24 protein-coding genes are annotated in these 22,512 nt (G+C 61.7%); 8 read left to right on the forward strand and 16 right to left on the reverse strand.

Annotated features, from left to right (window positions below):
• Positions 1–45 precede the first annotated feature (45 nt).
• Positions 46–1,242 carry a low temperature requirement protein A gene (locus tag RNA01_RS12830; RefSeq protein WP_147180608.1) on the forward strand — a complete coding sequence of 399 codons (1,197 nt, stop codon included), beginning with the start codon at positions 46–48 and terminating at the stop codon, positions 1,240–1,242.
• Between the two features lie 87 nt (positions 1,243–1,329).
• On the opposite strand, the gene RNA01_RS12835 is transcribed toward RNA01_RS12830, so the two are convergent.
• A complete protein-coding gene (locus RNA01_RS12835) occupies positions 1,330–1,719 on the reverse strand; it encodes a RidA family protein (protein ID WP_147180609.1) in 390 nt (129 codons plus the stop codon).
• Between the two features lie 181 nt (positions 1,720–1,900).
• Here RNA01_RS12835 and RNA01_RS12840 point away from each other — a divergent pair, with 181 nt between their 5' ends.
• Positions 1,901–2,941: a phytanoyl-CoA dioxygenase family protein gene (locus RNA01_RS12840; RefSeq protein WP_147180610.1), complete on the forward strand. Its 1,041-nt coding sequence runs from the start codon at positions 1,901–1,903 to the stop codon at positions 2,939–2,941.
• A 43-nt stretch (positions 2,942–2,984) separates the two neighbouring features.
• Here RNA01_RS12840 and RNA01_RS12845 read toward each other — a convergent pair whose 3' ends face one another.
• Together RNA01_RS12845 and ung are read right to left on the reverse strand one after the other, a co-directional pair.
• On the reverse strand, positions 2,985–4,271 hold the full coding sequence (locus RNA01_RS12845; RefSeq protein ID WP_147180611.1) for an NAD(P)/FAD-dependent oxidoreductase: 1,287 nt from the start codon (positions 4,269–4,271) through the stop codon (positions 2,985–2,987).
• 100 nt (positions 4,272–4,371) lie between these two features.
• A complete protein-coding gene (gene ung / locus RNA01_RS12850) occupies positions 4,372–5,085 on the reverse strand; it encodes a uracil-DNA glycosylase (RefSeq protein ID WP_147180612.1) in 714 nt (237 codons plus the stop codon).
• Positions 5,086–5,194: 109 nt separating this feature from the next.
• On the opposite strand from ung, the gene RNA01_RS12855 reads away from it, so the two are divergent.
• The 3 genes from RNA01_RS12855 (at position 5,195) to RNA01_RS12865 (ending at position 7,466) form a co-directional block, all read left to right on the forward strand.
• On the forward strand, positions 5,195–5,560 hold the full coding sequence (locus tag RNA01_RS12855) for a hypothetical protein (RefSeq protein ID WP_147180613.1): 366 nt from the start codon (positions 5,195–5,197) through the stop codon (positions 5,558–5,560).
• Positions 5,557–6,159, forward strand: a complete 603-nt coding sequence (locus RNA01_RS12860; RefSeq protein ID WP_147180614.1) for a DedA family protein — start codon at positions 5,557–5,559, stop codon at positions 6,157–6,159. The genes RNA01_RS12855 and RNA01_RS12860 overlap by 4 nt, the downstream gene beginning before the upstream one ends.
• A 113-nt stretch (positions 6,160–6,272) precedes the next feature.
• Positions 6,273–7,466 (forward strand): ceramide glucosyltransferase, encoded by a 1,194-nt coding sequence (locus tag RNA01_RS12865; protein WP_147180615.1) that lies wholly within the window; start codon positions 6,273–6,275, stop codon positions 7,464–7,466.
• A 189-nt stretch (positions 7,467–7,655) separates the two neighbouring features.
• Here the strand turns inward: RNA01_RS12865 and RNA01_RS12870 are convergent, their stop codons facing one another.
• The 3 genes from RNA01_RS12870 to RNA01_RS12880 all read right to left on the reverse strand — a co-directional run bounded on the left by RNA01_RS12870 (position 7,656) and on the right by RNA01_RS12880 (position 10,415).
• Positions 7,656–9,227 (reverse strand): GMC family oxidoreductase, encoded by a 1,572-nt coding sequence (locus RNA01_RS12870; protein WP_147180616.1) that lies wholly within the window; start codon positions 9,225–9,227, stop codon positions 7,656–7,658.
• 116 nt (positions 9,228–9,343) lie between these two features.
• Positions 9,344–9,877 carry a gluconate 2-dehydrogenase subunit 3 family protein gene (locus tag RNA01_RS12875; RefSeq protein WP_147180617.1) on the reverse strand — a complete coding sequence of 178 codons (534 nt, stop codon included), beginning with the start codon at positions 9,875–9,877 and terminating at the stop codon, positions 9,344–9,346.
• A 142-nt stretch (positions 9,878–10,019) separates the two neighbouring features.
• The gene (locus RNA01_RS12880; RefSeq protein WP_147180618.1) at positions 10,020–10,415 is read right to left on the reverse strand and encodes a VOC family protein; all 396 of its coding nucleotides are present in this window, start codon (positions 10,413–10,415) and stop codon (positions 10,020–10,022) included.
• Between the two features lie 214 nt (positions 10,416–10,629).
• On the opposite strand from RNA01_RS12880, the gene RNA01_RS12885 reads away from it, so the two are divergent.
• Positions 10,630–10,938 carry a ribbon-helix-helix domain-containing protein gene (locus RNA01_RS12885; RefSeq protein WP_147180619.1) on the forward strand — a complete coding sequence of 103 codons (309 nt, stop codon included), beginning with the start codon at positions 10,630–10,632 and terminating at the stop codon, positions 10,936–10,938.
• Positions 10,939–11,102: 164 nt separating this feature from the next.
• Here RNA01_RS12885 and hpaR read toward each other — a convergent pair whose 3' ends face one another.
• From hpaR to RNA01_RS12925, 8 genes are all read right to left on the reverse strand, one after another.
• Positions 11,103–11,660: a homoprotocatechuate degradation operon regulator HpaR gene (gene hpaR, locus RNA01_RS12890; RefSeq protein WP_147180620.1), complete on the reverse strand. Its 558-nt coding sequence runs from the start codon at positions 11,658–11,660 to the stop codon at positions 11,103–11,105.
• Positions 11,661–11,685: 25 nt separating this feature from the next.
• Positions 11,686–12,456 carry an HpcH/HpaI aldolase family protein gene (locus RNA01_RS12895; protein WP_147180621.1) on the reverse strand — a complete coding sequence of 257 codons (771 nt, stop codon included), beginning with the start codon at positions 12,454–12,456 and terminating at the stop codon, positions 11,686–11,688.
• A 12-nt stretch (positions 12,457–12,468) separates the two neighbouring features.
• A complete protein-coding gene (hpaH, locus tag RNA01_RS12900) occupies positions 12,469–13,272 on the reverse strand; it encodes a 2-oxo-hept-4-ene-1,7-dioate hydratase (protein WP_147180622.1) in 804 nt (267 codons plus the stop codon).
• A 3-nt stretch (positions 13,273–13,275) separates the two neighbouring features.
• Positions 13,276–14,142, reverse strand: coding sequence for a fumarylacetoacetate hydrolase family protein (locus RNA01_RS12905; RefSeq protein ID WP_147180623.1), 867 nt, complete (start codon positions 14,140–14,142; stop codon positions 13,276–13,278).
• 163 nt (positions 14,143–14,305) lie between these two features.
• Complete coding sequence (gene hpaD, locus RNA01_RS12910) at positions 14,306–15,286, reverse strand: 3,4-dihydroxyphenylacetate 2,3-dioxygenase (protein WP_147180624.1); 981 nt, start codon at positions 15,284–15,286, stop codon at positions 14,306–14,308.
• A 105-nt stretch (positions 15,287–15,391) separates the two neighbouring features.
• On the reverse strand, positions 15,392–16,909 hold the full coding sequence (gene hpaE / locus RNA01_RS12915) for a 5-carboxymethyl-2-hydroxymuconate semialdehyde dehydrogenase (protein ID WP_147180625.1): 1,518 nt from the start codon (positions 16,907–16,909) through the stop codon (positions 15,392–15,394).
• Between the two features lie 33 nt (positions 16,910–16,942).
• Entirely contained in the window at positions 16,943–17,329 is a 387-nt protein-coding gene (locus tag RNA01_RS12920) for a 5-carboxymethyl-2-hydroxymuconate Delta-isomerase (RefSeq protein ID WP_147180626.1), read from the reverse strand.
• A gap of 157 nt (positions 17,330–17,486) precedes the next feature.
• Complete coding sequence (locus RNA01_RS12925) at positions 17,487–18,374, reverse strand: helix-turn-helix domain-containing protein (RefSeq protein ID WP_147180627.1); 888 nt, start codon at positions 18,372–18,374, stop codon at positions 17,487–17,489.
• Between the two features lie 100 nt (positions 18,375–18,474).
• Between RNA01_RS12925 and RNA01_RS12930 the strand changes: the two genes are divergently transcribed.
• Entirely contained in the window at positions 18,475–20,037 is a 1,563-nt protein-coding gene (locus tag RNA01_RS12930) for a 4-hydroxyphenylacetate 3-hydroxylase N-terminal domain-containing protein (protein WP_147180628.1), read from the forward strand.
• A 10-nt stretch (positions 20,038–20,047) separates the two neighbouring features.
• A complete protein-coding gene (locus RNA01_RS12935) occupies positions 20,048–20,551 on the forward strand; it encodes a flavin reductase (protein ID WP_147180629.1) in 504 nt (167 codons plus the stop codon).
• A 98-nt stretch (positions 20,552–20,649) separates the two neighbouring features.
• Here RNA01_RS12935 and RNA01_RS12940 read toward each other — a convergent pair whose 3' ends face one another.
• The gene (locus RNA01_RS12940) at positions 20,650–21,975 is read right to left on the reverse strand and encodes a TRAP transporter large permease (RefSeq protein WP_147180630.1); all 1,326 of its coding nucleotides are present in this window, start codon (positions 21,973–21,975) and stop codon (positions 20,650–20,652) included.
• Complete coding sequence (locus RNA01_RS12945; RefSeq protein ID WP_147180631.1) at positions 21,975–22,505, reverse strand: TRAP transporter small permease; 531 nt, start codon at positions 22,503–22,505, stop codon at positions 21,975–21,977. Before RNA01_RS12945 ends, RNA01_RS12940 begins: the two co-directional genes overlap by 1 nt.
• Positions 22,506–22,512 lie beyond the last annotated feature (7 nt).

The raw sequence follows: 22,512 nt of genomic DNA on the forward strand, positions 1-22,512 counted from the left end.
TCGTTTTCCTGCACAAAAGTTGCGGTTTATCAAAGCGAGATGCCCATGGCTGCCCTGATCCCTGCCCTTCAGAACTTCATGCCGCCGCTTAGACCGCGCGATCCGGAGGAACATCATCGGGCTGCGACCCCGCTCGAACTGCTGTTCGACCTGGTGTCAGTGATCGCGGTCGCGTCTGCCGCCGCCGGCCTGCATCACGGACTGTCGGAGGGGCACGCTCTCGAGGCAACACTTACGTTCGGCATGGCGTTCTTTGCCATCTGGTGGGCCTGGATGAACTTCACATGGTTCGCATCCGCCTATGACAACGACGACACCACCTACCGGCTGCTGACAATGGTGATCATGGCCGGTTCCCTGATCATGGCCGAGGGAATTCCAAGCCTTTTCTCCGCTACGCCCGACTTCACCACGGTGATCATCGGCTACGTGCTGATGCGTATCGCCATGGTGGTACTTTGGCTCCGCGCCGGCTGCGCCGATACCGCCCACCGCAAAACCGCCATCGCCTATGCGATCGGCATCGCGCTGGTTCAGCTCTACTGGGTATCCTTCATGCTGTTTCAGCCGCTCTCCAGCGGCATATCCTATGGCATGTGGGCAATCGGGGTTCTGCTTGAGATCTCCGTTCCCGCCATTGCAGAATCGCTCACCTCAAGCACGCCCTGGCATCGCCACCACATCATGGAGCGCTACGGGCTGCTCAACATCATCGTACTGGGTGAAACGCTCCTGGCAGGAACACTGGCATTGCGCGAGACGGTCGAGCATTTCGACATCATGCTGGTCCACACGGCGCTCTCCGCGCTTGTGATCGTCTTCTCCCTGTGGTGGGTGTATTTCCTGCCAGAAGAACATCTGCCAACGCGATCACTGCGTCGGGCTCTCATCTGGGGCTATGGGCACTTCTTCATCTTCGCTTCGGGCGCGGCGATCGGCGCCGGTTTCGCGGCGCTGGTCGACATCATCACCCATCATTCCGAAATCTCGGTCCTTGCGGGAGACTATGCCGTCGCCATTCCGGTCGCTGCCTATTTCCTCAGCCTCTGGATGGTCCGGGACCGCTATATCTGCAAGGGGATTTCGATCGGCGTCCTGCCCGGTTTTGCTTTGCTGGCTCTCCTTGCTCCCGCTCTGGGCCTCGGCCTGGAAGGCGTCGCCGGAGCCGCGGCCCTGGCCGCGATTGCGCGTAGTCGCCTGCAGGCAGTGCCGGCAGGCCACTCAATACCCCAGAACAATTAGAGCGTGGCAGTAGCAGCCGCGCGATCGTCTCGCCCGCTTGAGAGATTCAGCCCGGCGTGATCATCAAAGGAGCAGACGCCAGCGTAGTCAAAATACCTTCGCCGCCGTCACCTCGACCTCCACGAGGAAGTCCGCACGGGTGAAGCCTCCGACCACGATCAGCGTCGACACTGGCTTTGGCTCGAGCGTGTAGCGATCCCGCACCGCCATGTAGGCGGAGAAATCCTCGCGTCTGGTGACGAAGCCGGAGATGCGGACGACGTCGGCAAAGCTCATGCCCGCCTCGCCGAGGATCGCCTTGATCGCCTCGAAACATAACTCCGCCTGACCGGTCACGTCCGGCGGGATGCTGTCGTCGGGGCGGATACCGAGTTGTCCCGAGGTGACCAGCAGGCTGGCCCCAGGCGGCACGAGCAGCCCATGATTATACTGGCCGAAGGGCGGCCTGACAGATGGCGGATTGAAGACGCGTTTCATGGCAGGAGGTCTTTTTCTTGCGGAGGGGGCAAAGGAAGGCAAGCGCCAGTTAACCGGCTTTTAGCGCCTGTTTCAAGACCGTGGAATGACCACGCCCAGCTCTTGTACGTCTCAAGCAGAATCCGATTGCCTTGCCCAGGTTTTCCCATAGGCTTGCTATACGCAGAATGGAGGGCTTTCCGTGTCGCAAGATACCGTTCCGTGGTGGCGCTATCCGGCCTACGCCCTCGGCGTGTTCGGAAGCGAGAAGTCTTTCCGCAATAATCCCCTGCTAGGAAACCCGCGCCTCAACCAGCTCGGACTGCATCGCGAACGCGTTCGCCTTGCTGCCGCCATGACCGATTACCGTCGGCGCTTCCTCGGCCTTTCGGTCTCCGCCGAGGAACGCGCCGCCTTCGAGCGAGACGGATTCGTCATCCGCGAAAATGCGCTTCCCCGAGATATATTCGAGCGGATTCGCGATTTCCTCAAGAACGAGCCACTGCATGCCCGCGAGATGCGACAGGGACAGACGGTCACGCGGATGATCCCGATCAATCCAGGCGTACTCGCAAAGACGCCGGAGATCGCCCACTTCAGCCGCGAACCGTCGATCACGAACCTCATCCGCTATGTCGGTGGCTTCGGCGGCGACCCGATCTATTTCGTTCAGACCATCATCGCGGAGCCGTCCATCAGGAAAATCGACCCGCAGACGGCCCTGCACGCAGATACCTTTCATTCCAGCTCCAAGGCCTGGCTGTTTCTCGAGGATGTAGGTCCCGACGACGGACCTTTCGTTTTCGTGCCCGGCAGCCACAAGCTGACTGACAAACGGCTCGGCTGGGAATACCGCCAGAGCCTGAGCGCCGTTGGCGACAAGCGTTCTCACCATGCGGCCGGCTCCTTCCGGATTATGCCGGAGAACTTGTCAGAACTCGGCGACTTCACACCAAGAAAGGTAGTGGTGCCGGCCAACACGCTCGTGGTGGCCGACACCTACGCCTTCCACTCACGCGCCGTCAGCGACCGGCGCACGCTGCGCGTGGAACTACATGCCTATCATCGCGCCAATCCCTTCGCGCCCCTGCCCTTCTCAATCCTCCCGCTCTTTCCAGGTTTGCGCGATCGGCGCCTCGATCTCTTTCTTAGCCATGCAGACAGGCAGGCGAGACGGACCGGAAAACCGCCGGTCTGGAGCGATGTCGGCGCCTGCACCGCCTATTCCGAGGCGCACATATAACAATATGCGTGAAGGATGCTTCTCCCGTGCAGGACCCCGGAGCCTAGCCTTCCAGGCTATCGAGCATGCGATACCAAGCCACCATGGCCCCGACACCGATCTGGCGTAGTGCATGGAGTGGGATCGTCCGGATCGGCGACAGGGGAAAGGGTAGCGCCGATGGATCGCCGCTCTCGAAATAGTCGGCCAGGCGGGGTCCCAGTGCCGCCATCAACGCAATGCCTCGCCCCTGGCAGCCCGCGGCGACAACAAGCCCCTTTTCCGGCTCGTGCAAGTGCGGCAAGTGGTCGGTCGTCATGGCGACGCGACCGAACCAGCGATGCTCGATCGCCACCCCTTCGAGTTGCGGAAAAAGCCGGAGCATGGCCACCTGCAGGTGTTGCCAGTCCTTCTCACTCCTCGGCTCGCCCATCCGCCCTCGCCCACCCAGCACCAGCCGGCCGTCGGCGCTCTTGCGATAGTAAACTAGGATGCGACGGCTGTCGGAGACGGCCTGTCCATGCGGCAGAACGGTTTCCTGTAAATCGGGGGGCAAAGGCGCGGTCGCGATCTGGAAAGAGTGCAGCGGAACCAGGCTCCTGGCCAGCCCCGGCACCAAAGCATCGGAATAGGCATTGGTGGCGACGAGCACAGAGCGCGCCATAACCGGATGCCCGGCACTGGTCTCGACGCGCCACTCCCCCCCCTCTCGCCGCAGCCCGGTTGCCCCGACGCCGGTGGCGATCTGCGCCCCGGCTTCAGTCGCCAGACGCGCCAGCCCGAAAACGAAGGCAAGCGGGTTGATCGTCCCGGCCCGGCGATCGAGCCAGCCTCCCAGATAGCCGGTCGCGCCGGTGAGAAGCGCGATCTCCGCTCCATTCAGCAGCATCGCGTCCGCGCCGCGGACCTGCCATTGCCGGCTGCGCTGCGTGATCGCAGCCATGGCCGCATCCGTATGCGCGGCCTGAATCCAGCCGGACCGGACATGCTCGACATCAAGCCCTTCGGTGTCGATCAGTTTGAAGACCGTGTCCGCCGCGCCTGCCGCAAAATCGATCAGTACCTCGCCCTGGCGATCACCGAAAATCTCGAGCAAGCGCTCCGGGTCGAACTTGAGACCGGGAATGACCTGCCCGCCATTCAGCCCCGACGCTCCCTCGCCCAGACCACGCGCCTCCATGACACGCACAGAAAGGCCCCGTAACGCCGCCGCATAGGCGGTCGAGAGGCCTTGAAAACCACCGCCGACCACCGCCAGATCGACACGCTCCGGGCCTGTAATTGGCAAATCCGAAAAGGCCGAGCGGTCGGGCAGACGCCAGACGGGCTTCGAGAAATGCGACGGGTTCATGCAAATACGTCCTGGAAAATGCCTTGAAAAAATCAAGGTGCATGCTGGACGCGGCCCTTCTGAAAATCAATAGAATTTTAGGGAGTATGCTGCGCCGCCCTCAACCCTGGTGACTGGAGCGCAATGGCTTTTCCGGCAGGCGCCAATCGATCGGATCCAGCCCGCGCGAGACGAGAAAATCATTCGCCTTGGAGAAATGCCGACAACCGAAAAAACCGTTATGAGCAGACAGCGGCGACGGATGCGGCGCCGTCAGGACGAGATGCCGCTGACGATCGACGAACGCAGCCTTCTTCTGCGCATAGGCGCCCCACAGCATGAAGACGACATTGTCGCATTCGTCATTGACCACGCGGATGACGGCATCGGTGAAACGCTCCCAGCCTCGCCCCTGATGGGCGCCAGCGCGCGCTTCCTCCACCGTCAACACGCTGTTCAGCAGCAGCACACCCTGCTGCGCCCAGCTTTCCAGAAAGCCGTGAGCGGCGGGCGGAATGCCGAGATCGCTCTGCAGTTCCTTGTAGATATTGACCAGCGACGGGGGAACGCGCACGCCGGGTTGCACGCTGAAGCACAACCCATGCGCCTGCCCCGCGCCATGGTAAGGATCCTGGCCGAGAATGACGACACGCACCCGATCGAGTGGCGTCAGGTCGAGGGCGCGGAAATAATCCGCTCCCTTGGGAAAGATGCGTTTGCCGGCGTGCTTTTCCGCGACGAGGAATTCCCGCAACTGCTGCATGTAAGGACTGGCGAATTCCGGCCCGAGAACTCTTTTCCAACTCTCCTCGAGACGAACATCTGACCCGCTCATTGCCGCAACATACCTTTTTTGTTTAGATGGTCAGGCCGATTGAACGGCAGCAGTCGGGACTGTCAACCCCGGCGGCGTTTGTTGCAGAGAATTCGGTGAGGAACGACGGGTGAAGGCACTTGCAATTCTGTGGCAACGCCATCGCCTGCTGCTCGGCGCTTTCCTCGTGACGACCCTGATCACACTCTTCTTCGCCACTCGCTTCCTTCTTTCCATTCTCTATTGGAGCGATCCGGCCCACCGAAATCAGCCACTCGAAGGCTGGATGACAATCGGCTATGTGGCCCATTCCTACGACGTCCCGCGCGACCGCTTGATGGAGATCCTCAACCTTCAACCATCGGACAATCAGAACAAGAGGGCGCGGCCGACGCTGGAGCGGATCGCCCGCGACCAAGGCCAGTCGCTCGACGCATTCGAAATCGACGTCAAGGCGGCAATCGCCCTGCTGCGGGCGCAAGAGCCGAGCCGATGACGGAGCAGTTGCTGGCACTCCTGCCGACTTACGGCCTGCCGCTGCTGGCAGCGGTCACGGGATTGAGCTGCCTCGGTCTACCTCTCCCCGCCTCGATCGTCATGATGCTGATGGGCGCCTTTGCCGCCGCCGGCGACTTCAACCTCGTCGCAGTCTTTGTCACGGCGCTTGCCGCGGCCGTGCTCGGCGACCAGACCGGTTTTGCCATCGGGCGAGTGAGCGGAGCGACCATCATGGCGCGGATCGCTAAGACCCCCTCGCGACAGGAGGCGCTCGCCCGGGCCGAGGCGCGCATCAACAGCCGTGGCGCGGTCGCCGTCTTTCTCACGCGCTGGCTGCTCGCACCGCTCGGTCCCTACGTCAATCTGATCGCGGGTGCCACGGCGTTTTCCTGGACACGCTTCACGCTCTGCGGCGTGGCCGGGGAGGTGTTCTGGGTCGGCGGCTATACCGGCCTTGGCGTGACCTTCAGCAATAATGTCACAAGCATCGCGGGAATCGTCGGGGACCTGAGCGGTTTCCTCGCCGCCGGCGCCGTAGCACTCTATCTCGGCTGGCGGATCGTCAAAATCCTGCGGCGGAAGGACGTGAAAGTCTAACTACGCCGTGCAACCACAACTTACCGGCTTGGCCCTCTATTCCCGAAAGGATATGGTTGCCGAACTGTCATATGTCGATGCTATGCGGGGATACCCCGCAACGAGGATGTCTCATGACTGTTTTGTTCTGGATCTGCGCGCTTGCCCTTTCCGTTCATCTCCTCAGCATCCTGATCGTGCTGGCTCACAAGAAGCGTGCCGAACCGGGCGCGCCGGCAAAGGTCCGCCCCTCCGTCACCATCCTTCGGCCCATATGCGGTCTGGAGAACAACCTTGCCGAAACGCTTGCCTCGGCCTTCCGCCTCGATTGGCCGAACTACGAGATCGTGTTCTGCGTTGCCTCGCCAGCCGATCCCGCCATCGCGGTGGCTCGCCGGGTAATGGAGGCGTACCCGGATGCCAACACCCGCCTGCTGGTCGGCGAGGACGTCTTCAGCCCCAATCCGAAAATGAACAACCTGATCAAAGGCTGGCGTTCCGCCGAGCATGACTGGATCGTCATCGCCGACAGCAATGTGCGCTTGCCACGCGACTATCTACAGCGTCTGTTTGCCCGGTGGACCCCGGGCACCGGGCTCGTCTGCGCGCCGCCGGTCGGCGCCGACCCCGCAGGTTTCGCCGCGGAACTTGAATGCGCCTGGCTGAACAGCTTTCAGGCCCGCTGGCAATTGCTGGCCGACGCCGTGGGCCTTGGCTTCGCGCAAGGGAAATCGATGTTGCTCAACCGCCAGGTCATGGCACGCGCCGGCGGTTTTGAACGACTGGGCGAAGAGATCGCCGAGGATGCCGCCGCGACCCATTTGATCCGCGCGACCGGGCTCAAGGTCCGGCTGGTGACGGAGCCCTTCGACCAGCCGCTCGGCCACCGTTCCCTCAATGCGGTCTGGCGGCGGCAATTGCGCTGGGCACGCCTGCGCCGCACCTCCTTCCCGCTCTTTTTCGCGCCGGAACTCTTTGCCGGCGGTGCGTTGCCAATTGCCGCTCTTGCCGGTCTGACGGCCACTGGTCTCTGCTCGCCGCTAACCTTCGCGCTCTATGTGCTTGCCTGGTACGGCGGTGAAATGCTGCTGAGCCGGGCTTTTCACTGGCACATGGGACGCATGACTCCGGTCATGATGGTCCTGCGTGATCTCGTCCTGCCCGCCCTTTGGATCGTCGCATGGTTCGGCGATGGCTTCGTCTGGCGAGGCAATGCGATGTCGGTCACGAGGGAGGCGTCGGCGAAAGCGGCCGCCACCGCCCGAATCCGCCGCATCGTCGACAAGACGAAGGAACGCGCAAAGGCACTGGCGACACTTCGGCATTAGGAATGTTCTTCTCTACAGGCATCAAGCGACCGACTTGAAGAAAACCGACCTTGATGTCCACATTTTCGACAAGGCAATGATGATATCGCGGGGCCTTACCGATCACTGATCCTTAAGGGACTTGCTCCGAGCAGCTCGAAAGCGAAACGGGAACGGCGCCTTCGCGCCGCCCCGCCCGCAGGGAGGGTCTCAGATCGAACCCGCGCCCATCTGTTCCGCGATGTAGTCGGCCTGGCGGATCGCCAGCGTCACGATGGTGAGTGTCGGGTTTTCCGCCGCCCCCGTGGTGAACTGACTGCCGTCGGAGACGAACAGGTTCTTGATGTCGTGCGTCTGACCGTGCTTGTTGACGACACCATCCCTGGCCTTCTCGCTCATGCGATTGGTGCCAAGGTTGTGTGTCGACGGATAGGGCGGCGTCGGGAACGAGCGGGTCGCCCCGACCGCCTCATAGATCGCCATGCCCTGTTTGTAGGCGTGGTTGCGCATCGCCTCGTCGTTCGGATGGTCGGTGAACGAGACATCGGGGATCGGCATGCCGTGCTTGTCCTTGAGCTCCTTATGCAGGGTCACCCGGTTGGTCTCCTGCGGCATGTCCTCGCCGACGATCCACAGACCCGCCATATTGGCATATTGGTCCATCGCCGAGGCGAACGACCGGCCCCAGCCGCCCGGATCGAGGAAGGCCGCCATGAACGGCACGCCGAGCGACAGCGTCTCCAACTCGTAGCCACCGACGAAGCCGCGCGACGGATCATGACGCGCTTCGTCGCGGACGATGCCCGCCATGGTCGTACCACGATACATGTGCACCGGCTTTTCAAACACCGCATAGACCGAGCCGGTGGTATGGCGCATGTAGTTTTTGCCCACCTGTCCGGAGGAATTGGCAAGACCATCGGGGAACATCGAAGAGGCCGAGTTGAGCAGCAGCCGCGGGCTTTCGATCGAATTGCCGGCGACGCAGACGATGCGGGCCTTCTGGCTCTTCAGGTTGCCGTCCTTGTCCGCATAGACGACGGCCGTCACCTTGCCGGACTTGTCATGCTCGATCTTGACGACATGCGAGTTCGGCCGCACTTCCAGCTTGCCGGTCGCCTCACCCTTGGGGATCTCGGTGTAGAGCGTTGACCACTTGGCACCCCACTTGCAGCCCTGGAAACAAAAGCCGGTCTGCTGACAGCTGTTGCGATCGTCGCGCGGCGCCGAGTTGATCGCCATATTGCCGGTATGGCATTCCTTGTAGCCCAGCTTGTCGGCGCCGGCTTTGAGGATCTTGAAATTGTTGTTGCCGGGCAGCCCCTCGATGCCGTTGGTGCGGGTAACGCCCATCTTGTCCTCGGCCTTGGCATAATAAGGCTCGAGATCTGCAAGGGTGATCGGCCAGTCCAGCAGGTTGGCGCCCTCGATCTTGCCGTAGGTCGTCAGGTCCTTGAACTCATGCTCCTGGAAGCGCAGCGAGGCGCCCGCCCAGTGGGTCGTGGTGCCGCCGACTGCCTTGACGATCCAGGCCGGCAAGTTGGGGAAGTCCTTCGACACGCGCCAGCCGCCGCCTGTGGTGCGGTTGTCGAGCCAGGCGAGCTGGGCAAAGCTGTCCCATTCGTCATTGATGAAGTCTTCATATTCGTGCCGGCTACCGGCTTCGAGAATGACGACGTCGATGCCCTTCTGGGCGAGTTCGTTGCCGAGCGTTCCGCCGCCCGCACCAGAACCGATGATGACGACTACACTATCGTCGTTGAGATCATAAGGCGCTGCCATGATTTCCTCCCAGGAATGTCAAATCGGCATTTTTGAGAATGCGCCGCCGCGCCCATCCGCGATGGGCCTCCTCAGGCGGCGATGCTGTTCGCTTGCACATTGCAGAAACCGGCGACTTACAGCCACTCGATGTCGTTGAAGCCGCGCTCGATGTAACCGCCCTTGGAATAGGACTCGCCCTCGTAGCCGAAGATCGGCCAGAGTTCTTTCTGGTTATAGAGACTGACGACGAGGTCGCCGCGCACCGCCTGGAAGAAAGGCGTCGTCTCGATGTCGCGCAGGATGGCGACCCGATCGTCCTCCCAGCCAAGGCCGCGATAGCCACCGGCACCGGCACGACTGTCGAGATCGGCTATGCCATCCTCGATCAGTTTCTTGTGCGCCTCATCCTTGGCAGCGCGGTCATCCTGGCCCTTGACGGCGATCGCATAGAAACGGTCGGCAAGTTGATCGTGCGGATAGATGTCTCGGGCAAGCTTAATCAGCGTCGCCAGGGTCTCCGGCTTGAGCGCTTTGGCTTCAAGTGCCCAGGCGGCCTGCGGACAGATCACCGCCGAACCGCTGATCACCAGCAGGGCGCCCACGGTGCCACCGCGCTTGAGCAATTCGCGGCGGGAAATCCCATTCGATTTTTCGTAAAGCGTAACCACGTCAGTCTCCTCCCAGGGTCATGTGGCATGGTCGAGGGGCCGGTCTCCTTCCGGTCCGTCGTCGGGCGGCGCGATAACCGCGCCCTACCCCTGTCGAAAAAACCGAAGCCCGCGGATCCTCCGGCCCGCGAACCTCCGGTTCCTACTTGTAGCGCCCGTGGCGCTGAAGAACCTCGATTTTGTAGCCATCGGGGTCCGTCATGAAAAAGAAGCGGGCGAGCAACGCCCCGTCGCGGTTGAACTCGACAATCTTGCCCGGATTGAGCCCGAGAGCGGTCACACGGCTGTGCTCGATATCGAGGTCGGCGACGCTGACGGCGAGATGGCCATAGCCTGCACCGAGATCATAGGCCTCTTCACGGCCCTTGTTGACGGTCAGTTCAAGTTCGAACTCGCTCTCTTCATTGCTGAGATAGATCAGCGTGAAGGTGTCGAAATCCAGCCGTTCGGCAATGTCGAGACCAAAGGCCTTCTGGTAGAAATCGACGGAACGGGTTTCTTCCATCACCCGGATCATCGAATGGATCATCTTCGCCAAGGGATACTCCTCGTTCAGGCAAATCATCGAATGATGAGAGTTTCCAATACCGGTGGCAAATCGGGTAGCAGCGGGCTACCGCACTGACGATATTTCCAGTGAAGACGCGGCATCCGCCCAGATCCCGCGCCAAAACCGCCACGTTTTGGGAAATTGACCGACCAACCGTCGGGCCGCATAATAGGCGTCAAAAGAAAAGCCGGAGGAGCATGCCATGTGTGAAGTCTTTGCGGGACAGGACCCCGCCCGTTACCGGGCGGTCAACCGATCGGTCCGGATCGGTGGCCATTCGACCAGCATCCAGATCGAGGCGGCCTTCTGGGACCTGATCGACGAGATCGCCGCCAGTCAGGCGATGTCGACCTCACGCTTCCTGTCGACACTTTATGACGAGGCCCTGGAGATCAACGGCGCGGTTTCCAACTTCGCCTCGCTCTTGCGCACCAGCTGTCTGATCTACCTGATGAGCAAGGCGCAGCACCCGGAAGTCCAGCATGAGTTTCACATCATCGCGGCGGAATGACCTGCGCCCCTTTCACCGGACGGTGCGTACGGCATTGATCACATAACCGTCGACGTTGATACCGACGTTCAGGGTCATGGCGTCCAGCGCCTGAACAGTGCGTCGGCAACCAGGCACATGACTTCGTCGACCGACAGCGCCATCCACTCAAGGGAAGAGGATGGCTATCGCGGCTCGTCAGAGTCCGGCTGTCGCTCGCCGTCAGGCAGGGGCAGATGGATCTCGGCCATCGAGGCCTCGAGATCCTCGAGCAGCCTTTGCAACTCGCGCATGCGCTCAGCCCCGAAGGTGCGGGTGATCTCGCCGTAGATTTCCTCGGAATAGGGCGAGACTTTTTCGATCAGTTCCAAGCCGGCAGCGCTGATGGTAATGCGCGCGCGGCGCAGGTCGTTTTCGTCCGGGTGGCGTTCGATCAACTGGCGGGCTTCGAGATCACGCAGAATGCGCGACAGGCTCGGACCGAGCAGGAAGGTGGCACGCGCCAGTTCCGTCACCTCGATCTCCTTGACCGTCATCAGCGCCCGGAGAATGCGCCATTGCTGCTCGGTGATGTCGTACATCCGCAGCGAATTACGGAAATGCTTCATCACCGATTCCCGCGCCCGCAGCAGGAGCATCGGCAGGGAGCGCGAGAAATGGCGAAGACGAGCGCGCGGTTGCGGCGAGCCGCCCTCACGCTGGACTTCCCTGATTTCCAGTGTTTCCGCTGGTTTTTCAGTCATTCGCTCTCCGCTCCAAGGCTATGCCTCAGCCCTTGCGCGCCTGGGCGAGAAGCGCCTGAGCGCCTTTCGCCAGCACACCGACATCCGAACCAACAGCGATGAAGCAGGCGCCGGCATCCTTGGCAAGCTGAATGATCACCGGGTCGACAGCCATGATGCCGGCCGGCTTGCCAAGCGCCACGATCTTACGGATCAACCCATCGACCGCCGCCATGACCTCAGGGTGGCGTGGATTGCCAGTATGACCCAGGTCGGCAGCGAGGTCCGACGGACCGATCAGCACGCCGTCAACCCCATCCGTCGTGACGATCGCCTCGACGTTATCGATGCCAAGCTGGCTCTCGATCTGCACGATCAGGCAGATCTGCTCATTGGCAGTCTCCACATAATCGGCGATCCGACCGAAGTCGGCAGCGCGACCAAGGCCGGCTCCCATGCCGCGAATGCCCTCGGGCGGATAGCGGCAGGCTCGTGCGAGCCGCTGGGCCTCGTCACCGGTCTCCACCATCGGGACCAGTAGCGACTGCGCGCCGATGTCCAGCGCCTGCTTGATCAGCCAGGTTTCACCGACGGGAAGGCGGACCACCGGATGAGCCGGATGCCGCGCGACGGCCGCAAGCTGGGCCGCAATCAGCGGAATGTCATTGGGTCCATGTTCTGCGTCGATCAGGATCCAGTCGAAACCGGAGCCTGCCGAAACCTCCGCCGCATGCGGGCTCGCCAGCGCGACCCACAGGCCATAGAGCGTCTGGCCGTCGAGGATCGCTTCCTTGAAGACGTTGAGGGGTGCGGGCATGAAAACTTCTCCTCAGGCAAAATAGCAGCTGACGGTGCCGTAGGCGCCGAAATCGCTGGTGATCGTGTCGCCGTGTCGAGCCTCGACGGGACGGATGAATGAGCCGGCCAGCACGACCTGCCCCGCCTCGATTCTCGCACCATACTGGTGCAGCCGATTGGCGAGCCAGGCAATGCCGCGAGCCGGATTGTTGAGAACGCCGGCGCCGAGCCCTGTTTCTTCCACCTCGGCATTGCGCGAGACGATCGCCCCCATCCAGCGCATGTCGACCGCGTCGGGACGCATGGCGCGACCGCCGAGCACGATACCGGCATTGGCGGCATTGTCGGAAATGGTATCGACGATGGTGCGCGACTTGTTGGTCTGCGGATCTACCCTCAGGATACGGGTATCGAGGATCTCGAGCGCCGGGGTTATATAATCGGTGGCATTCAGCACGTCGAAGACCGATACGCCGGGACCCGAGAGATCCTTTTTCATGATGAAGGCGATCTCGGCCTCGATCCGAGGCTGGATGAAGCGATGGTCGGGCACGACCGAGCCGTCATCAAACAGCATATCATCAAGCAGCACGCCAGAATCCGGGATGTCGATATTCAGCGCATATTGCATGGCCTTGGAGGTGAGACCGATCTTCCAGCCGATCGAAGTCCGCCCGGCCGCCATTTTCAGCCGAACCCATTCGGCCTGCACGGCATAGGCATCATCCATCGTCATGCCCGGATAGGCAAGCGACAGCAGGCCAATCTGCTGCCGGGTCTTCTCCGCCGTATCGAGGCAAGCGGCCGCCTCAGCGATCTGTTCAGGCGTCATCATGGCTCAAACCTCGTCTTCAACCATATTGCGCAGCACACCGATGCCATCCGCCTCGACCTCGATCACGTCGCCCGGCTTCAGCCAGATCGGCGGATCGAATCGCGCACCAGCCCCCGTCGGCGTGCCGCAGACGATAACATCACCGGGCACAAGCGTCGTGAAGGTCGAGATATAATTGATGATTTTGCGGAAGGAAAAGATCATCCGGCTGGTGCGGTCGTTCTGGCGCACCTCGCCGTTGACGCGCGTTTCGAGCTTGATGTCGGCCAGCTGGCTCTCGTCGGTGAAGGGCACAAGCCAGGGGCCGATGGAACCGGTGCGGTCGAAGTTCTTGCCCTGGGTGACGTTGAACTTGGCGTGGCGTACCCAGTCGCGGATCGTGCCCTCGTTGCACAGCGACAGCGCCGCGACGTGGTCGAGCGCATCCTTCTCGGCAATGCGCCGCCCACCTTTGCCGATGACCACGACAATCTCGCCCTCGTAGTCGAGCTGCGGGCTTTCCGGGGGGCGGATCAGCGGCTGTCCGTGCCCGGTGAAGGAACGCGGGAAGCGGATGAACAGCGAAGGGTTCGGCGGCGCTTCCTTGCCGTCCTTGTATTCCTCATTGCGGTCGGGAAAGTTGACCCCAACGCAGATGATCTTCTCCGGATGCGGGATCGGAATCTCAAAAGTAATTTCGTCAACGGCAATGTCGGCTTTCATCTCCATCGCCGCAGCGACGAGTTCGCCCAGCGCATCGGCCTCGATCACCTCCTTGAGGGTCGGCCAGCGTGTGCCGAAGCGAGCCGAAAGATCGACCACGCCCTCATCTGTGATGGCGCCATAGGCCGCGCGACCGTTGATCGTGAAGCTTGCCAGTTTCGTCGTCATTCTCATTCCTCTTCAAAACCCCTCCCCATAAGGGGAGGGTGTTTGTCGCACCAAGGCCCATCGGCTTCAGACGACCGTCGTCGTTCGGCAGCCCTTCCTCGAACGCCACCGACTTAGCCCGCTCCCATCCCCCTAAGGGGGAGTGAGCGGCCAAGCCACGGTCTCAAGGTGCGATGATCGGTTGCGCCTTGAGGATAGGCTCATTGACCGGAGTGCCGCCGAAGGTGCTTCCGTGCTCGAACCAGGAGCGCGGCGCTGGCGCCCCCCACAGCGTTTGGCGCTGCGGGTCCTTGAGATCCCACTTGATCGGCTCGAGGTCCGGATCGACCGTCTGGTAGTCGGAGCAATAGATCTCGATGCGGTGACCATCCGGATCGAGAATGTAGAGGAAGAAGGCGTTGGAAATGCCGTGGCGGCCGGGGCCGCGCTCGATATTGGCGAGATAGCCGGTGGTCGACATCAGGTCGAGCAGGTCGATAATGTTGAGCGGCGTCGGCACCCAGAAGGCGGTATGATGCAGGCGCGGCCCGAGACCGTTGGTGAACGCCATATCGTGTACGCCGCCCTTGCGGTGCATCCAGGCCGCCCAGAGCCGCTTCGACTCGTCGTCCTCAGTGTATTCGGTGACGCGAAAGCCCATCTCGTTGTAGAAGGCGACCGAGGCGTCGACATCCGGCGTGAAGCAGTTGAAGTGGTCGATGCGTAGCGGCTTGACGCCGTGGTAGAGCTTGTACTGCTGGTGGATCGGCGCGAGACGATCCATCTTGAAATAGAATTCGAGCGGTGTGCCGAAAACATCGACGGCGCGCAGCGTGCGGCCCTGATAGGGACGCTCCACCCAGCCATTCGGCAGGCCCTTGGCGTCGAAGAAGGCCTTGGCCTTGTCGAGATCCTCTTCCCCGTAGACCTTCAGCGAGAGAGCGGCGACTTCCGCCTTTTCGCCCTTGCGCAAAACCACGCAGTGATGGCCACGCTCCTCGAGCGCACGCAGGTAGATGGTCGAGGCATCCTCATCGGTCACCTGCAGGCCAAGCAAGTCGACGTAGAAGGCGCGGCTGGCGGCCAGATCCTTGACGATGAACTCGACGTGGCTGAGGCGCACAACGTTGAAGGATGGATAAAGATTGGGCTGCGGTATCGGCATGGTTTTCCTCCTCTCCGTCTGAGCGGCCGTGCCGGTGACGGATCATCTCCAAAAGAATTCAGGACGCGGACGGCAAGTGGCCACCGCCCGCGCAGTGTAATCGGTTCAGCCGCCGAGCTTCGGGATCGCGTGGTTCCCGGTGGCGAAGGCGACATTCTTGGTTTCCATGTAGAAATCGAAGGACCAGTCTCCTCCGTCGCGGCCGACGCCGGAACTCTTGACCCCGCCGAACGGCGTCGGCAAATGGCGAACGTTCTCCGAATTCACCCAGATCATCCCGGCCTCCAACCGGTCAGAAAAACGGAAGGCGCGTGTCACATCCGATGTCCAGACATATCCGGTGAGCCCGTATTGAACATCATTGGCGAGCGAAAGCGCCTCCGCCTCGTCCTTGAACGGAATGGCCGTCAGCACCGGACCAAAGATCTCTTCCTGGGCGATACGCATCTTGTTGTTGGCGCCGGTGAACAGGGTTGGCGAGACATAGCAGCCGCCGCCCGGACCGTCGAACTTCGCGCCGCCGGCCGCAACCGTCGCCCCCTCATCCCGACCGATGTCGATATATTCCAGCACCTTCTTCTCGTGCACCGGATGGATCAGCGGACCAACGACCGTTTCCGGATCGAGCGGATGGCCGACCTTGATGCGCTTGGCCTTTTCCGCGACCTTGGCGGTAAACGCGTCGTAGACGCTTTCCTCGACCAGCAGGCGCGAGGACGAGGTGCAGCGCTCGCCGTTCAACGAATAAATCATGAAGACGGCAGCATCCGCCGCCCGCTCGAGATCGGCATCGGCAAAGACAACGACAGGGTTCTTCCCACCGAGTTCAAAATGCACCCGCTTCAGCGTGTCTGCGCCCTGTCTCATGATCATCGAGCCGGTGCGGCTTTCGCCGACGAAACCGATCGCCTTGATGGCGGGATGCTCGGTCAGCGCCTTGCCGGCCTCCTCACCGAGACCATTGACGAGGTTCCACACGCCCTTCGGCAGGCCCGCCTCCTCGGCGATCTCGATCAGAAGCCGCGCGGTCAGCGGCGAAAATTCGGCCGGCTTGTGGACGACCGTGCAGCCTGCGGCGAGCGCCGGCGCGATCTTCCAGGTGGACAGCATGAACGGCGTGTTCCATGGCGTGATAACACCGACAGGGCCGATCGGCGTGCGCGTCGTCATATTGGCCTGATCGCTGGTACGCAGCACCTTGCCATCCCGCGCCTCCGGCGCCTTGTCGGCAAAGAAGCGGAAATTCTCAGCACCGCGCAGGGCCGCCTTGGCCATGAACTTCAACGACTGCCCGGTATCCATGCACTCGACGAAGGCGATTTCCTCGGCGCGCGCGACGATGGCGTCGGCAATCTTGTGCAACAACTTCTTGCGAGCGTCACCTGGCATGGCGGCCCAATCGGCAAAGGCGGCCTTGGCCGCCATGGCGGCGCGATCGACATCCTCGGCCTTGCCGCGCGCCACTTTGGCAAGCGGCTTGAGATCGACCGGCGAGATGATCTCGAATGTCGAGTCGTCGGCGGCCGCAACGCTTTCGCCGCCAATGTGGTTCAGCACCCCGTCGGCCTTGAAGCGGGCGAGATAGCCCTCGGCCTTTGCGATATTTTCGTCGAGCTTCGACATGATCACATCCTTTATCTACCCCCGCGTGCGGGCTTATTTGCCCCGCAGACGGGCGTGCATACTGTTCTTCTTCCAGCTGAGGTCGGGATCGATCTCCACGACCTCCAGCGAAAGGGCGAAATGCGGCGCAGCAAGAAGCGGCGCGAGTTCGGCAGCGACCGCCGCCATGATGGCATCCCCTACGCGCTTCTTATCATCAGCGCCGCGACCGGCACCCAGACGGAAGACCATATCGAGAAAGGCGTTATCGGGATGGCGGTCGGCGATCGCGTAATGCGGCGCGGGATAGGCCCGCACGCGCGGCGCGCCGATCTCGAAGATGCCGCTCGCCATGATGGCGCCATACGCGACCGCACAGATCGCGGCCATATCGGCTTTTTCTTCAAGATTAGCGGAATACTCCAGGCGCAGATGCGGCATGGCTCCCTCCTCCCATTGGTTTATTGCTTAACGTGTTAATTAGAATGGTTGAGTGTGTCAAGCACGCTTCCGTTCACCTCATTACGGCGCCACAATCAATTTAACGCGTTAATGATGCACATGCCAACCGGACCGCAAGCGTCCGATCCGTCATCGCTTAGGGTCGAGAACCGAACTCCGGGAACGCCCCCTCCGGATGGCTGTCGCGCCACACACCTGGCGGCACGCCCGTGCGCTGCCGGAAAAAACGTGAGAAATAGGCGGGATCCTTAAATCCCAATTCGTAAGCCACGTCCTCGACCGTTCGCACCGTGAAGAGCAGCAGGCGCTTGGCCTCGAGCAGGCGACGGTCGCTGATCAGTTCTTTGACACCCTTGCCATGCACCGCAGTCGTCGCCTTGGCGAGCAAATGCGGCGTCGTCCTGAGCAAGTCGACATAATCGCCGACGCCTTTGTCTTCACGAAAGTATAGGTCGATCAGCCGCTTCAGCTCGACCGCCAATGCCACCTGCGACGAGGATCGCATGATCGCCGCCTGAGAGGAGAGCCGCGCCATGAACGACAGCACCGCCGACACAAGCGGCAACACGATCTTCTCCATGCCTGGCTGACCCGTCGCATATTCCTCATGAGCCATCAGCAGCAGCGCCCGCATCCGGTCCCAGGTCGCCGCCGCCCCTTCCGCACGCAGCATCACCGGTCTGTCGAGCGCCAGAAGACTATGCGCCGCGACCAGCGGCAGCACGCCATCGGCGATCGACACCACCACGGCATCGGAATTCAGTCCCACATCGAACCCATGCACAACATTGCTCGGCACGAAACTGATGGCAGGCGCCGAAAACTCCAACGTCTTGTCTTCTATCAGATAAGTGCCGGCGCCTTTCGTCCAGAAAGTCACTTGTGCCATCTGCTCATGCTTGTGTGGATCGGCACGGCCATGATGGATGTCCTGCCGCTGGGAGATCAGTTCCACATGCAGGAAACCGACGTCCAGCGGTCGCGGGGTCTCGCCGTAGATGAAATAGTTCGGAATCTCATTCACAAGTTAAATACCGAAAAAAGTACAAGCGATTTCTCCATTCTGTGCATGGGAGCCCCGTTCGGCAAGGCCTAATTTCGAGACAGAGGAATAGGAGGATCACATGAAAGCTGAAGATCACCGCGCCGACACCAAGCGTCCATTCACTGGCGCCGAATATCTCGCCTCGTTGCGCGACGGCCGCGAAGTCTACATCAACGGCGAACGGATTGCCGACGTCACCACCCATCCGTCGATGCGCAACTCCGCACGCTCGCTGGCCCGTCTGTATGACGCCCTGCACGATCCGGCGAAAAAGGACATTCTGACCACGCCGACCGACACCGGCAATGGCGGCTACACCCACAAGTTCTTCAAGATCGCCCGCTCCGTCGACGATCTCGTCGGCCAGCAGGCGGCGATGACCGAATGGGCGCGCATGACCTATGGCTGGATGGGCCGCACGGCCGACTACAAGGCGGCGCTGATGAATACGCTGTCGGCCAATGCCGACTGGTACGGCGACTACAAGGACAATGCGATTGCCTGGCACAAGCGCGCCCAGGAGTCAGCGCTCTTTCTCAACCATGCGATCGTCAATCCGCCGATCGACCGTCACAAGCCGGCCGAACACGTCAAGGACGTCTTCGTGCACGTGACAAAGGAGACGGATGCCGGCATCTACGTCTCGGGCGCCAAGGTCGTCGCGACCTCGTCGGCACTAACTCACTATAACCTGCTCGCCCAGGCCTCAGCGACCGTCACAGAAGACCCGTCGCTCTCGCTCACCTTCTTCGCGCCGATGAATGCCCCTGGCATCAAGATGTTCTGCCGCACGTCTTACGAGGAGACGGCAAACCGCTGCGGCGCGCCCTTCGACTACCCGCTCTCGTCGCGGTTCGACGAAAACGACGCCATCCTGGTGCTGGACAATGTCTTCGTGCCCTGGGAGGACGTGTTGATTTACAAGGACGCAAGGCGCATCCTGTCCTTCACGGTCATGTCCGGCTTCATGCACGGCTACTGCTTCCAGGGCTGCAACCGCTTCGTCGTCAAGCTCGAGTTCCTCGCCGGCCTGCTCGCCAAGGCGCTGCGCGCCACCGGTGGCGACGCATTCCGTGGCAACCAGGCCATGCTCGGCGAGGTGATCGCTCTGCGCCACAAGTTCAAGGCCTTCGCCGACACCATGGCGCGTAACCCGATCGAATGGGTGGGCGGCACCAAGCTGCCCAACCTTGAGGCAGCGCTTTGCTACCGTGCCTTCATGTCGGATGCCTACCCACGCATCATCGACCTGATCCGCCGCTCGATCGCCTCTGGCCTGATCTATCTGCCGTCCTCGGCCAAGGATTTCGCCAATCCGGAGATCGATCGCTATCTGGCGCAATATGTCCGCGGCTCAAACGACATGGGCCATATCGAGCGCATCAAGATCATGAAGCTCCTTTGGGATGCCACCGGCACAGAATTCGGCGGGCGCCATGCGCTCTACGAGTTGAACTATGCCGGCACGCCCGAAGACGTCCGCCTGCAGGTGCTCAAAGGCGCCGAGAAAGGCACGATCCTGCGCGACATGGAAGCGCTCGTCGATACCTGCATGAGCGACTACGACGAGAAGGGCTGGACCGGCAACACCTGGCTGCCGCCGCTCGGCTCGGCCTCCGCACTGGCCGACGCTGCGGAGTGAGGAGCGAACGATGATTGAAGGCGTGTCGAAGACCGAATTCCGCAATGCCATGGCGCGGGTCTGCGCGCCAGTCAACATCATCACCACCAACGGACCCGCCGGCCGCGGCGGGTTCACCGCCACTGCCATGTGCTCGGTCACAGACGAGCCGCCGACGCTGCTCGTCTGCATGAACAGCCGCTCGGCTCAGACGTCGATGTTCCTTGAAAACAAGCGCTTCTGCGTCAACGTGCTGACCCCCGAGCATCGGGATCTGGCAAACCTCTTCGCCGGCGGCAGCGCCGACATGGAGGCGCGCTATGCGGCCGCCCATTGGATCGAAATGGTCGGCGGCACCCAGGCGCTTGCCGACGCCATCGTCTCTTTCGATTGCGAGCTGGAAGACCTGCACAAGGTCGGCACCCATCATGTCTTGATCGGCCGGGTCGAAAGCCTTCGCTCCCGCGTGGATGGCGCGGCACTGGCCTATTTCGACCGCAACTACGTCCACGTCGACGGCGCGCGCGCCAGCTGACGCGATCGTGGCCCAGCCGGTCGCGAACGAACGAATAAAGAAAAAGCCGCAGCGAGAATTTCGCCGCGGCTTTTGTTTATGGGATTATGCGGTCCCGATCAGCCGGAAACCAGGTGCGGCAGCCAGAGCGACAGCGCCGGGAAAGCGATCAGCAATGCCAGGCGCACGATTTCCACGCCGAAGAATGGGAAAACGCCCTTGAATGTCTCGCGCATCGGCACGTCCTTGGCGAGCGCGCTGATGACGAAAACGTTCATCCCCACGGGCGGCGTGATCAACCCCAGCTCGACCACGATCAGCGACAGAACGCCGAACCAGATCTTCACGTCACCAGGATCCATGCCGAAATCCAGTTCGGCGACGACCGGCCAGAAGAACGGCATGACCAGAAGGATCATCGACATCGAGTCCATCAGGCAGCCGAGGACGATCAGCGCCAGAAGCAGGATCACCAGGATGGCCATCGCCGGCAGTCCGGAATTGACCATCATCTCGGCCGCCGCCTGCGGCACGCCGCCACGCGACATGAAGATCTTCAGCAGTTCGGCGCCAAGCAGGATCAGGTAGATCATGCCCGAGGTCTTGGCCGTTTCCAGGATCGCCCAGCGGTAGTCGGCCAGACGAACGCCACGGCGCAGCGAGCCGTAGACGGCGACCAGCGCGACGCCGACAGCAGCAGCCGGGGTTGGATTGTAGAAGCCGGCATAAATGCCGCCAATCACGATGACGAAAATGCCGAGCACCGGCAGAACCCCAAGCGTCGCGGCCATCCATTCTCCCGGCGCCAACTTGGCGGCAGCCGGCCCGGCATCGGGATAGATGCGCACGAAGATGGCGATCGTGATGATGAAGAGAACGACGGCGATCAGACCGGGGATCAGCGCTGCGGCAAACATCGAGACGATATTGGCCTCGACGATGATGGCATAGATCACCAGCACGACGGAAGGCGGGATCAGGATGCCGAGCAGGCCGCCGGCCGCAAGTGAGCCGGTCGCGAGCGCGCCGGAATATTTGTAGCGCTTGAGCTCCGGCAGCGCGACCTGCCCCATGGTGGTGGCGGTTGCCAGCGACGAGCCGCACACCGCGCCAAAGCCCGCACAGGCGGCGATCGCCGACATGGCGACCCCGCCGCGCATCCGTCCGAACCACGCGTTCGCCGCTCGGAACAGGTCTTGGGAAAGACCCGCGCGCGTGGCGATATACCCCATCAACACGAACATCGGAATGACGGAGAGATCGTACTTGGAAAACTGGCTGAAACCGATGGTTTTCAGCTGGTTCAAGAAAACGTTCGGACCGTTGAGAGCAACCGTGCCGACGGCACCCACGAGTATCATCGCATAGGCGATCGGCACGCGAATGCCGATGAGAACCACCAGCGCGACCAGGCCGATAAGGCCGAGATAAAGGCTATGTTCCATTAGCTATACACTTTTCCGGAAGGTTGCACGGTCTGCCGGAAGCTTTCGATAAGCGTCATGATCGAGGCAAGCGCGAGCAGGATCAATGAAACGATAATGGGCAGGAAGGCATAGCCGATCGAAAGGCCGAGAATGGCCGTCTGGTAGCCGTAGTCGAACTGGTTCTCCATACCGGCCCAGGTACGCCAGACCATGATCACCGAGAATGCCAGTGCGATGACGGATGCAAGCACTCCGAGGACGCCGAGCACGCGCCGGCTGGCGCCGCTGGTGAAGATGTCGGCGGTAACGTTGGCGTCGGTCATCTGGCAATAGGGCAGAAAGGCGAACATGGCGACCGCGATGCCCAGTTCAGTCAATTCGAAATCACCGGGCAGCGGATGCCCGAAGGCGCCGGTCACGACACTAATGCTCTGCATGATAACGACGGCGATCAGAACGACGCCGCCGAGAATGGCCCAGCCCGTAACGAGCTTGCGGGCGAGGCCGTTAAGCCCCGCCCCTTTCCTGTTGGTGTCTTCTGTCGACATCGTTCTC

The sequence above is a fragment of the Paenirhizobium naphthalenivorans genome, from assembly GCF_007992095.1.
In the GTDB taxonomy this organism is placed as follows: Bacteria; Pseudomonadota; Alphaproteobacteria; order Rhizobiales; family Rhizobiaceae; genus Allorhizobium; species Allorhizobium naphthalenivorans.